A 12,566-nucleotide genomic window follows, 5' to 3' on the forward strand; every position below is an offset into this window, starting at 1 on the left:
TCGGCATTGTTTAGGTTGATTCCGCTGCGCAGCCTACTGGCTGGGTGGTTGTTATTGCATTTAGCGGCGTGTGTGGCACCGCAGTCGATTGTGACGCAGCCAGTCAGTGCTCGCCCGCAGCAAAATGTACTCACGCAAGCCAATAATGGTGCGATTTTTCAATCGGGCACGGCCAAATTGCTGTTTGAAGAACCGGTGGCGCGTCGCATTGGTGATATCTTAATTATTGCCATTGAAGAAAACCTATCCGCAGTCAATTCCGCCAATAGTGGTGCCAATCGCTCAGGGACTTTGTCATTGGGTGGCACGACGAGTTTGCCCTATATGCCGGGTGTGATTGAAAAATTACTATCAGGCCAAGCAGATGTGACGTCGGCAAATACCTTTGCAGGCAAAGGCCAAACCAATAGTAGTAATACGTTTAAAGGCACGATTGCAGTGACGGTGGTGGATGTATTGGCCAATGGCAATTTAGTCTTGGGCGGTGAAAAGCAGATCGCCGTGAATGGACAAACCAGCCTGATTCGTTTTTCGGGTATCGTTAATCCAAACGATATTCGGGCGGGTAATACGATTTCATCGACTCGGGTGGCTGATGCGCGCATTGAACAAGTCGGCCAAGGTGCGATTGCTGACGCCAACACCATGGGGTGGATGCAGCGTGCTTTTATGACGATTTGGCCATTCTAAGTAGGTTTAAAGGAAAATATGCGCCATTTATTGCTGGTGTTACTGTGCTGCAGCTCAATGCTGAGTATGGCTGAGCCGTTAAAGCAGCTCGCCAGCTTTGCTGGGGTGCGAAATAATCAATTGGTGGGATATGGCTTAGTGGTCGGCTTGGATGGCACCGGCGATCAAACGACCCAAACGCCGTTTACAGTGCAATCGATCCTCAATATGCTCACCAATCTTGGCGTGCAAGTGCCTACCGGCGGTAATTTACAACTTAAAAACGTCGCCACCGTGATGGTGACCGCAACATTGCCAGCGTTTGCGCGGCCGGGCCAGCCTTTGGATGTGGTGGTTTCGTCGATTGGTAATGCCAAAAGTTTGCGTGGCGGTACTTTATTGATGGCGCCGCTGAAAGGCGCGGACGGGCAAATTTATGCCATGGCGCAAGGCAATTTAATTGTCGCAGGCGCTGGTGCTGCAGCGGCGGGGACCAGCGTGCAAATCAATCAACTGGCAACCGGCTTGGTGCCTGCCGGCGCGACGGTTGAGCGTGCCGTGCCGACTTCTTTGGGTAATGGCGAGTTTGTTCAGCTTGAGTTGTTGCAAACTGATTTTTCGACCGCAAGTCGCGTGGTGAATGCGATTAATGGCCAAATTGGCGCGGTGGCCACTGCGCTCGATGGCCGTGTGATTCAGGTGCGCGCACCGCAAGATCCCAATCAACGCGTGGCTTTTTTGGCGCGTTTAGAAGCCATCGATGTGACGCCAGCCAAAAGTAACCCCAAAGTGATTATTAATGCACGAACGGGGTCGATTGTCATGAATCAAGCGGTCACGGTTGAGGCGTGTGCGATTGCGCATGGTAATTTAACGGTCACGATTTTGGCAGAAAATACCGTGGCGCAGCCCAATGCACTGGCCGGTGGCGCGACCAAGCGGATAGAAAACGCCGAAATTCAAATTGAAACTGGTAAGGGGCCCATCGTGCGAGTACCGAAGGCCACTTCGCTGAATCAAGTGGTTCGGGCGTTGAATGCCGTCGGCGCAACGCCGCAAGATTTATTGGCCATTTTGCAGGCAATGAAAGCGGCCGGTGCATTAAATGCGGTGATTGAAGTGATTTAGTCGAATGCATGATAAGTTTTGATGGGTATATGTATCTGGATTATGCAAATAAAGAGCTTCATGCATATACCCCATGTATTTAATTGGCTACGGCATTGTTTTAGTCCCGAATACATGACGAAAAATAAAGGCAATATGATCAAGTGATGCTTATCGCTGAGTGTCTTTTTTCTAGCCCAAACAGTACTTAACACATCTCGGCATGCTCTTTGCTTAGGAATCATTACTTAAGCCATTGATGTACTCGGAGCCGACTGTGAACTCAGCCAGTAATGCCATTCAAAACACCCTTGCCATTGATCCTAAAGCGGTGAATCAGTTGCGCGTGGCCAATCGGGCCGACTCGGCGGCGGGCGCAAAAGCGGTGGCACAGCAATTTGAGGCGCTTTTGATGCAGCAAATGCTGTCATCGATGCGTTCGGCTGCGCCAACCGACAGCATGAATGACAGCAGTAGCGTTGAGATGTTTCGTGGCATGCACGATCAACAGCTCACGCAAATGTGGGCCAATCAGGGTGGGGTGGGTTTGGCCGATGTGATTATGCGGCAGATTCAAGTGCAGCAAAATCCCGCTTTATTGCAGCAACCACTGCATCGTGGTGTGAACCCATTGATAGATCAGGGCTTGGATTACCGGAACGTTAAAACCGTTCCGCTGGCGGCGCTCACGGCAAAAACTGCCGCTATGCCGACTGATCTTGCCGATGGCGCAAGGTCTAGCGCTGCTGACTTTATCAATAAAATCAGCGCTGCGGCGCAAAGTACCGCCAGCGCATTGGGCGTGGCGCCGCATTTATTGCTGGCGCATGCTGCGCTAGAAACCGGCTGGGGAAAAAAAACACTGAACGACGCCGCCGGACATGATTCGTTTAATTTATTTGGTATTAAAGCGGGAAGCAGCTGGAAAGGAAAAACTGTTGATGTCTTGACGACAGAGTTTGTCGATGGCGCGGCACAAAAACGAGTTGAAAAATTTCGAGCTTACGATTCATATCAAGAGGCATTTGCTGACTATGCCGGTGTGATGAAGCGGCGCTTTGGCGATGCTTTAGAGCAAGGTAGCGATGCGCTGGGCTTTGGTAAAGCTTTGGCCAAAGAGGGCTATGCCACTGATCCGCAATATGCACAAAAATTCGCGCGCGTGGCCGATAGCGTGGTGGCGCGCTTAGGTGCTCAAAATTCAAGATTGGGCGCTTAACGCCGATAGCATCAGTATAGGAGTTTCATCATGGCCTCATCGGTATTTGGTATTGGCGTCTCGGGCTTAAATGCCGCTAATTTAGGGTTAACCACCACTGGGCATAATATTGCCAACGTCAACACCGATGGCTATTCTCGGCAAACGATAAAGCAAAGTGCGCCTTATCCTTTGCTAACCGGTAATGGTTTTAATGGCTTGGGGGTGCAGGTTGATTCCATTAAGCGCGTGTACGATCAGTTTTTGACGCGTGCGGTCGATATTGCGCAAACCCAATCGAGCTATCAGCAAACCCGCTTAGCGCATTTGGCTGAAATTAATAATATTGTTGCCGATCCCACTGCGGGGGTGTCGCCGGCATTACAAGAGTTTTTTGCCTCAGTACAAAATGTGGCGACCAATCCGAGTAATCCGCCGTCGCGCCAAGCGATGCTGTCGAGCGCACAAACGTTAATGAATCGCTTTCAGGTTTTTTCTCAGCGCTTAAATGAGCAGCGTGCTGCGTTAAATGGTGAGATTACCAATACCGTTGGAACCATTAATGCCTACGCAGCGCAAGTGGCCGATCTAAATGGCAAGATCGTCGTCGCGCAAAGTAGTGGCCAGCCGCCCAATGATTTACTCGATCAGCGTGATTTGTTGGTGAAAGATTTAAATACCATGATTAAAACCACGTCATTGCCATTAAGCGATGGTTCGATTAATTTATTTGTGGGTAATGGCCAAGGCTTGGTGGTGGGTTCACAAACCTATACTTTGGGCGCGGTTCCCAATCCTGCTAATCCAGAAAGTCTTTCGATTAGTTATGAACAAAATGGCAATTCAATCTTATTGCCCGATAGCTTAGTGACAGGCGGCCAGCTGGGCGCTTTATTGGATTATCGCAATCAATCGCTGGATTTAGCACAAAATAGCCTAGAGCGTACCGCCTTGGGTTTGTTAAGTACGTTTAATCAGCAGCATCAGGCTGGGCAGGATTTAAATGGCAATATGGGCAAAGCATTTTGGTCTTTTCCAACGACCAATTTAGGGCCTGGCATTGATGTGCCGCAGTTGGGTTTGATTCGACCCAACACCAATAACACCGTCCCTGCGACTGCGGTATTGTCTGGGTATATTCAAGATATCTCTAAGGTCACAACCAGCAATTATGAGCTCAGTTTTGACGGTACGAATTACGCTTTGGGTAATTTAAGTGATGGTACGAAATACACTTTAAATGCCGCCGAAGCCACCGCCTTAACAACCCCGCCAGCGGGATTTACCAGCTCTGCAGGTTTGTCTTTGTCGCTGACTACAGCGCCAGCAGCAGGGGATCGCTTTACCATCATGCCTTTGAAAGGCTTTATTGACCAAATGAAGGTTAATGTGAGCGATCCGCGTGAAATTGCCGCAGCAGGGCCGGTGGCAGCCGTTGAACCTAAAGCGCCGGCAGTAGTGAATACCGGAACTTTAAAGGTGTATCAGCCTGACGTGAAACCCCAGACTGCCGTGACGACTGATACCTCGATAGATCCTAATTTATTTACCCCTGTGACGTTGACATTTGTATCTGATCCGTCGGTGGTGCCATCGGGGATGGCTTATTCAGTGACGGGGGCGGTGCCTGCCGTAACGGGCAATCTTCCGTATCAAGCGGGCGCAGAGATTAGCTATAACGGTTGGACGATGAAACTCGATGGCAAGCCGGCCAGTGGTGATAGTGTTACGGTGCAAAAAAATGCGGTCACCGCCAGCTCGGACAATCGCAATGTTTTGGCTTTGGGTAAATTGCAAACGACGCGTGTGTTGGATGGCAGTACCGCGACGTACCAAGAGTCTTATGGCCGCATGGTGGCAACGGTGGGGACGCAAACCAGTGAGGCCACGATTATGGGTAAAGCACAAAGTAAGTTATTGATTAGCGCTGAAAACAATCGCAATTCAGTTTCTGCGGTGAATTTAGATGAAGAGGCAGCTAATTTATTACGCTATCAGCAGGCTTATCAGGCCTCAAGTAAAGTCATTCAAATCGCCCAAAAAGCCTTTGATGAAATCGTTAATTTAGGCCGATAAGATCGCTTCAGAGGGGTTCATACTATGCGCATCGCAACGACGACTATATTTAGCCTTGGCAGTAATGCATTGCAAATGCACCAAAATACTCAGGCTAAATTACAAGCGCAATTGTCCGCCAATCGACGCGTTTTAACGCCTGCGGATGATCCAATTGCTTCAGCACGTATTTTGGATTTGGCGCAAGCGCAGTCAATTAATGGCCAATACGCGACCAATAGCGCGACCGCGGATTCATTTATGCGCTTGAGTGAGTCGACTTTGCAGCAAGTGACTTCAACAATACAAAATGTCCAAGAGCTTGCGGTGCGTGCCGGCAATCCGGCATTAGCGGCCAGCGAAAAGAAAATGCTGGATGCCGAATTGCAAGGTCGATATCAAGAATTATTGGGCTTGGCCAATACGACGGATGGTCAGGGAAATTATCTTTTTTCGGGATTTAAGGGCGACATTAAACCCTTCACTGAAGCTGCTTTTGGTCAAGTCACTTACCAAGGGGACGATGGCAGGCGCTTGGTGCAAATTTCGGATGGTCGACAATTGCCGATTTCTGAGGCTGGTAGTGATATTTTCCAAAAAATTAAAAATGGTAATGGCACCTTTGTCACCGCGTATAACGCGGCCAATACGGGCTCGGGGATTGTGGGCCCAGGGGAAGTGACTGACCCAAATAAATGGGCGTTGGCCCCCGCGCCGCGTGATTTTAGTATTCAGTTTCAAGTCTTACCAGACCCTGCCAATATAACAAAAAATATAACCACGTATGATTTGGTGAATACCACCACCGGTGTTTCTTTGATTGATGGCGCTACTGTACCGCGCGCTGCGGGTACGGCCTTTCCGCGAACGTATGCAGAAGGGGCCGATATTGAATTCAAACAATTAGCGACGGACCCCGTTGCCATCCCTGTCGTGCCGGCTTGGGACTATGGCATTAAGACCCATGTTAAAGGGGCTCCAGCCGCGAGCGCGACCAGTAATGATCGCTTTAGTGTCAAAACCAGTACCAATGTGGATTTGTTTTCTACTTTAGGTGCGTTGTCGAGTGCATTAAATACCTATCAATCAGGCTCAACCGGCGCTGCAGTATTTCAAAACCAACTCAATACCGCGCTCTCTGATTTATCTAATTCATTAGGTAGTGTGGTCACCCGTCAAGCCTATCTTGGCGCAAGAATGAATGAAACTGATTCGGTAAAAGACACCACTGAAGATATGAAATTGCAATACACTACGACGCTGACCGCGCTCGAAGGGCTTGATTATGCTGCGGCCATTAGTGATTTTGCCGAAAATCAAATGGTGCTTGATGCCACGCGTAAAAGTTTTGCTCAGGTGCAAGACTTAAGTTTGTTCAAATATATTTAATGGTTTCTTTTTTGTGAATTGTTGAACGGCTCGCAGTGCGGGCCGTTTTAGTTTGGATCTTATGAGTAAAGTAAAAACAACCTTTGTATGCCGAGTTTGTGGCGGTACGTCCCCCAAATGGCAAGGGCAGTGCCCGCAATGTGGCGACTGGAACACGCTAGAAGAAAGTGTGGTTGAAAACAAAGCGGCAACAGGGCGTTTTCAATCATTAGCTGCCGATGGCGCGATTAAAAACCTATCGGAAGTGAATGCCGAAGAGGTGCCGCGCATTCCAACACAAATGGAAGAGCTTGATCGGGTTTTGGGCGGCGGTTTGGTGCCCGGTGGCGTGGTGTTGATTGGTGGTGATCCAGGGATTGGTAAGTCAACGCTGTTATTGCAAGCTTTAGCCAAGCTTTCTGAAACTCAGGCGGTTTTGTACGTGAGTGGTGAAGAATCGGCCCAGCAAATTGCATTAAGGGCGCGTCGTTTGGGGGTGCCAACGGCCAAGGTGCGGCTTTATCCTGAAATTAGCTTAGAAAAGATTTTATTGGCACTGACTGCCGAAGTACCTAAAGTCGTAGTGATTGATTCGATTCAAACCATGTTTACTGAAGCCTTAACCAGTGCCCCGGGTAGCGTGGCACAAGTTAGAGAATGTTCATCGCAGTTGACGCGCTTTGCCAAGCGACATGGCACGTCAGTGCTTTTGGTTGGGCATGTGACCAAAGATGGTGCGATTGCTGGCCCACGCGTGCTTGAGCATATTGTCGATGCTGTTCTGTATTTTGAAGGCGATACGCATTCGAGCTTTCGTTTGATTCGGGCGATTAAAAATCGATTTGGCGCAGTCAATGAATTGGGCGTTTTTGCCATGACCGATAAAGGTTTGCGTGAAGTTTCCAATCCATCGGCAATGTTTTTAAGTCAGCACACGGAGCCCGTGGCTGGATCGTGTGTCATGGTGACGCAAGAAGGCACACGGCCGATGTTGGTGGAGGTGCAGGCTTTGGTGGATGATGCGCATTCGCCACAGGTAAAGCGCTTGGCAGTTGGTGTTGAGCAGAATCGATTGGCTTTATTGCTGGCGGTATTGCATCGTCACGCAGGCATTGTCGCCTTTGATCAAGATGTATTTATTAATGCGGTGGGCGGAGTACGGATTTCTGAGCCCGCAGCCGATTTAGCGATGTTGCTCGCCATTGTCTCTTCATTGAAAAATCGGCCTTTGCCTGCAAAAATGGTCGTTTTCGGTGAAGTGGGTTTAGCCGGTGAAGTGCGTCCGGTACAGCGTGGTCAAGAGCGGCTGAAAGAGGCGGCTAAATTGGGATTTACGCATGCGATTGTGCCAAAAGCTAATCGACCTCGGCAGCCTATCGATGGGATGACGGTGATTTGTGTTGAGCGCTTAGATGAAGCGGTTGCTGCTGCTTTTTAATAAAAAATACTTGAAATTATTAAATTTGGCCGCATTAGATAAAGCATCTAATGTGGTTGTTTGTTACTATTTTACTTAGCTTAAATGCTTTATATGAGATTGGAGAATCCTAATGAGTGAACATATCCTACACGTTACCGATGCAAATTTTGATGTTGAAGTACTGCAAGCGCAAGAGCCGGTGCTGGTTGATTACTGGGCTGAATGGTGTGGCCCTTGCAAAATGATTGCGCCAATTTTGGATGATATTGCGCTTGAATATGCGGGGAAGTTGAAAGTGGCTAAATTAAATATCGATGAAAATCAAGCGACGCCGCCTAAATTTGGTATTCGCGGTATTCCAACGTTGATGCTGTTTGTTGGCGGAGAAGTTAAAGCCACCAAGGTTGGCGCGTTGTCTAAATCGCAGTTGACTGCATTTATTGATAGTAATATTTGACACTGCAGCTAAATACATATACGCTTCAAAAAAGTAGCAGTGATGTGTTAAATCTGATCACATCACTGTTTACCCCTTCTAGAACTTCCGTAATACCTCCCCTTTTATATTATTTTAAGCGTAATTATTTATGCATTTGTCTGACCTAAAACATCTGCACGTCACTGAATTAGTCGAAATGGCGATTAGTTTTGAAATTGACGGTGCCAACCGCATGCGTAAGCAAGATTTAATTTTTGCTTTACTTAAAAATCGTGCAAAAAAAGGGGAGAGTATCTTCGGCGAAGGTACGCTCGAGGTGCTGCCGGATGGATTTGGCTTCTTGCGTAGCCCAGATACATCTTACTTGGCGGGGCCGGATGATATTTATGTCAGCCCAAGCCAAATTCGTCGCTTTAATCTACATACGGGTGATTCGATTGAGGGCGAAATTCGAATTCCTAAAGACGGCGAACGTTACTTTGCTTTGGTTAAGGTTGATCGTGTTAATAGCGATGCGCCAGAAGCTTCTAAGCACAAAATTCTGTTTGAAAATCTGACGCCTTTATTTCCGACTGAACGTTTGAAGTTAGAGCGTGATATTAAAGCGGAAGAAAACATCACCGGTCGAGTGATTGATTTGATGGCGCCGATTGGTAAAGGGCAGCGCGCTTTATTGGTGGCCCCGCCTAAAACCGGTAAAACGGTCATGCTGCAACATATTGCACACGCAATTACCGCAAATCACCCTGAAGTGGTGATGATTGTACTACTGATCGACGAGCGTCCTGAAGAAGTCACTGAGATGTTGCGATCAGTGAAAGGCGAAGTGGTTTCGTCGACGTTTGATGAGCCAGCTACACGCCATGTGCAAGTCGCTGAGATGGTGATTGAAAAAGCGAAGCGTTTGGTAGAGCACAAAAAAGACGTGGTTATTTTGCTCGATTCAATTACACGATTAGCGCGTGCTTATAATACCGTCGTTCCGTCGTCGGGCAAGGTGTTGACTGGCGGGGTTGATGCCAATGCATTGCAGCGACCAAAACGATTCTTTGGTGCCGCTCGAAATATTGAAGAAGGTGGCAGTTTAACCATTATCGCGACAGCCTTGGTTGATACTGGTAGTCGTATGGACGACGTGATTTACGAAGAGTTTAAAGGTACGGGCAATAACGAAATTCAACTTGATCGCCGAATGGCAGAGAAGCGAATTTTCCCGTCGATTAATATTAATAAATCAAGCACCCGCCGTGAAGAGCTACTGATTAAGCCTGAGCAACTGCAGCGTATTTGGGTGTTACGTAAATTACTCTATCCTATGGATGATTTGGAAGCGATGGAATTTTTGATGGATAAACTCAAGTCAACAAAAACGAATTTAGATTTTTTTGACTCGATGCGTCGTTAATTCTTGCAGATTTGGGATTGTTTTGCGATAATCCCATGCTTTGCAGCGTCGGCAAAACCCCGGCGCCCGATAACCTAAGGAAAAAATCATGAAAGCTGGTATCCACCCTAATTACGAAGAAATCAACGTGACTTGCTCTTGCGGCAATGCATTTAAGACTGAGTCTACTTTATGCAAAGACTTGCACGTTGAGGTTTGCGCTGAATGCCATCCATTCTACACTGGCAAGCAAAAAATCGTTGATACGGCTGGCCGTATTGAGAAATTCAATTCTAAATTTGCTCGTTTTACACGCTAATTTAGATTTAGAAATAAAAAAAGGCAGCTTTTTAGCTGCCTTTTTTTATTGGTATATGCCAAAATTATTTCGAAAAATTGATTGAATATGACATGCTGACCTATCAAGCGAACCTAAAATCTCCCTCTGTTGCGGCACAAAACCAAGACAAGCCTTGGCTTTTGTTGTTGCTTTGCCTGTTTTGGCTTATTCCTGGTCTGGTTGGGCATGATCCATGGAAGCCGGATGAAAATACCAGTATGGCGATTGTTGCCTATTTTATGCGCAATGCCAATTGGACGATTGCGTCGATTGCCGAAGTGCCGCAATTTGGTCAGGCGCCACTTTATTACTGGGTTGCCACTTTATTGGCCAATGCTTTGTCTTGGTTTGGCGTTGCCGCTCACGATGCGGCTCGATTGAGCACTGGCTTATGGATGGGGTTGGGCATGTGGGGAACGGGCTTAGCCGCTCGTGACTTATTTGGTCGACGTTTTGGACGTATGGCCGTCATTATTTTGCTAGGTTGTTTAGGTTTGCCGTTGTGGGGGCATCATGTGTCACCTGCGGTTGTGGTATTGGCTGCATTTGCATGGCTGGCTTATGCCTTGACCTTAGCGATGAAGCGCCCTTTGCGTGCCGGCGTGATCTTGGCGCTGGTGTTTTTAGTTTTGTTGACCGGTGCTAGTTGGGCCGATGCCTTATTGGCGGTGTTGATTTCATCGCTGCTCTTGCTCTTTAAGCAATGGCGTAAAATAAGTTACGTCGTGACACTTATTACAGCCTTGATTATTGCGCTGCCTTTTGCGGCTTTGTGGGGCTATTCGCTACAAAATCTCTCGGGCGAGTTGTTTCAGACATGGTGGCGTTTCTATGCGTGGGGCGTGTTTGGTGGTGCTCGTTCTTTTGCCATCGGGCATGAGTTTGGCTTTTTGCCTGCCGTTTTAGTGTGGTTTGCTTGGCCGGCGTTGCCACTTGCTGCTTGGTCTATTTATTTGTTTCGACATGAGCTGCTGCAGCCGCGCTGGCAATTGCTTTTGACGATGTTGATTGCTCAAATTGGATTTATTGTCTTGTCGGGAAAGGCGAGCGAGCCATTAATTTTGCCGTTATTGGTCACGCTGGCATTGATTGCAAGTGCCGGGGTTGATGAGTTAAGGCGAGGTGCTGCTGCTGCTTTAAATTGGTTCAGCTCGCTGACGCTGGGGCTTGCAGCGTTGTTGGTGTGGATAGCATGGGTGGCATTGGTTACTGGATTTCCTGCAGGAGTGGGGGCGTATTTACAAAAATACAGTTCGGCGCCAATATCTGCGATGGGATTGGGTTTGCTGTTTGCGATTGTGGTGACTTTGCTGTGGGGCCGAATGTTATTTCGTAAACGACCGATTGGTCGTCGGGCCTTAGTGAGTTGGACTTGTGGTTTAACGTTAGTGATTGGTTTGATGGTGGGGTTGTTTCAGACTTGGATTGATGCTGGTAAGTCGTATCGCCCAGTTGCGGATGGTTTGGTAAAGGCTATGAAGCCTTATTCGCAAGCTTGCATTGATGTTTCACAATTAGCTAAAGATCCGACTGCGGCGTTGGTTTATTTTACAGATCTTCGATTTGATGCGAGAGCGGATAATCGTTGCGAGTTGACTTTGCAGCAAAATGGGACCAAGCCGACGGCAGGGCGTTTCATTTGGACAGGGCATCGTTTGGGTGAGCATCGAGAAGTGTTTTCGCTTTACTCGCGCTGATTTGTCTTTGGGGGCTGCAGAATAAATAATGCCGAGTTAAATAGAACTCGGCATTATTTATGAGTTTGACAAAAATAGAGCAATTTAGACTTTATCTCGTTTGGCATTTTGCTCAGCAATTTCAGTATTAATGTGGCGTTGCACATAAATATAAAGATATATGGCCATTGCAATAATAAAGCCAATCGTAAATAAGCTCAGTAGGCCAATGGTCGAGGTTAGAATATTGGCAATCGGTGTGTTGTCCATAGTGTTCTCCACGTGATGAACACCATCTAAACGTATTGTTATGTCATTGATGTTGATCAGGGTCAAACGTAGCTTGTTTTGATATGATTTTCACGACAAGCCACGATTTATGCCACACCGATACTGACGTTTTAGTCGCGGAAATTTTGATATTGCAAAGGAAAGTCACTGATCGATTGGCGCATTAAAGCAATCACGCTTTGCAGTACATCGCGATCTTTGCCGGTAATGCGGACTTCATCACCTTGAATTGCCGCTTGCACTTTCAGTTTTGAATCCTTAATAATGCGAATAATCTTTTTGGCTAACTCTTGATCGATACCATCTTTAATGGTGAGTGTTTGTTTGACTTTATTGCCAGATACTTTTTGCACATCGCCTTGTTCTAGGCGTTTACTGCTATCGGGTTCTTTTTTTTCTAGGGCAGGGAAAACAATATCTTTAATTTGATCGAGTTGAAAATCAGAGTCACCGTGTAAAGTGATCAATTTATCTTTCTCGTTCAGTTCAACTTTGGCACTGGTGCCTTTAAAGTCGTAACGATTAATAATGGTCTTTGCCGCCACGTCAATCGCATTTTTTAGCGCGACCATATCGGTGGCAGAGGTAATGTCGAAAGAAGGCATAATGAGGCTCGCAG

The 12,566-nt window shown here is 47.4% G+C and carries 12 protein-coding genes; 10 read left to right on the top strand and 2 right to left on the bottom strand.

Annotated elements, in window-relative coordinates:
* Positions 1–6 precede the first annotated feature (6 nt).
* The 10 genes from LG219_RS05590 (at position 7) to LG219_RS05635 (ending at position 11,677) form a co-directional block, all read left to right on the top strand.
* Complete coding sequence (locus tag LG219_RS05590) at positions 7–690, top strand: flagellar basal body L-ring protein FlgH (protein ID WP_226763549.1); 684 nt, start codon at positions 7–9, stop codon at positions 688–690.
* Between the two features lie 18 nt (positions 691–708).
* Positions 709–1,797: a flagellar basal body P-ring protein FlgI gene (locus LG219_RS05595; RefSeq protein WP_226763550.1), complete on the top strand. Its 1,089-nt coding sequence runs from the start codon at positions 709–711 to the stop codon at positions 1,795–1,797.
* A gap of 256 nt (positions 1,798–2,053) precedes the next feature.
* Positions 2,054–2,995 (top strand): flagellar assembly peptidoglycan hydrolase FlgJ, encoded by a 942-nt coding sequence (gene flgJ / locus LG219_RS05600; protein WP_226763551.1) that lies wholly within the window; start codon positions 2,054–2,056, stop codon positions 2,993–2,995.
* Positions 2,996–3,025: 30 nt separating this feature from the next.
* Positions 3,026–5,050, top strand: coding sequence for a flagellar hook-associated protein FlgK (gene flgK / locus LG219_RS05605; RefSeq protein WP_226763552.1), 2,025 nt, complete (start codon positions 3,026–3,028; stop codon positions 5,048–5,050).
* 24 nt (positions 5,051–5,074) lie between these two features.
* Positions 5,075–6,418, top strand: coding sequence for a flagellar hook-associated protein FlgL (gene flgL, locus LG219_RS05610; protein ID WP_226763553.1), 1,344 nt, complete (start codon positions 5,075–5,077; stop codon positions 6,416–6,418).
* 61 nt (positions 6,419–6,479) lie between these two features.
* Positions 6,480–7,835, top strand: coding sequence for a DNA repair protein RadA (gene radA, locus LG219_RS05615; protein WP_226763554.1), 1,356 nt, complete (start codon positions 6,480–6,482; stop codon positions 7,833–7,835).
* 112 nt (positions 7,836–7,947) lie between these two features.
* Positions 7,948–8,274 carry a thioredoxin TrxA gene (gene trxA, locus LG219_RS05620; protein WP_226763555.1) on the top strand — a complete coding sequence of 109 codons (327 nt, stop codon included), beginning with the start codon at positions 7,948–7,950 and terminating at the stop codon, positions 8,272–8,274.
* A gap of 130 nt (positions 8,275–8,404) precedes the next feature.
* Positions 8,405–9,661 (top strand): transcription termination factor Rho, encoded by a 1,257-nt coding sequence (gene rho, locus LG219_RS05625; protein WP_173533497.1) that lies wholly within the window; start codon positions 8,405–8,407, stop codon positions 9,659–9,661.
* A gap of 88 nt (positions 9,662–9,749) precedes the next feature.
* Positions 9,750–9,959: a 50S ribosomal protein L31 gene (gene rpmE / locus LG219_RS05630; protein WP_173533498.1), complete on the top strand. Its 210-nt coding sequence runs from the start codon at positions 9,750–9,752 to the stop codon at positions 9,957–9,959.
* A gap of 92 nt (positions 9,960–10,051) precedes the next feature.
* The gene (locus LG219_RS05635; protein WP_226763556.1) at positions 10,052–11,677 is read left to right on the top strand and encodes an ArnT family glycosyltransferase; all 1,626 of its coding nucleotides are present in this window, start codon (positions 10,052–10,054) and stop codon (positions 11,675–11,677) included.
* 84 nt (positions 11,678–11,761) lie between these two features.
* Here LG219_RS05635 and LG219_RS05640 read toward each other — a convergent pair whose 3' ends face one another.
* Together LG219_RS05640 and LG219_RS05645 are read right to left on the bottom strand one after the other, a co-directional pair.
* Entirely contained in the window at positions 11,762–11,926 is a 165-nt protein-coding gene (locus LG219_RS05640; protein WP_226763557.1) for a DUF3149 domain-containing protein, read from the bottom strand.
* Between the two features lie 131 nt (positions 11,927–12,057).
* Complete coding sequence (locus LG219_RS05645; RefSeq protein WP_226763558.1) at positions 12,058–12,552, bottom strand: YajQ family cyclic di-GMP-binding protein; 495 nt, start codon at positions 12,550–12,552, stop codon at positions 12,058–12,060.
* Positions 12,553–12,566 lie beyond the last annotated feature (14 nt).

Source organism: Deefgea salmonis (genome assembly GCF_020531905.1).
Lineage (GTDB): Bacteria > Pseudomonadota > Gammaproteobacteria > Burkholderiales > Chitinibacteraceae > Deefgea > Deefgea salmonis.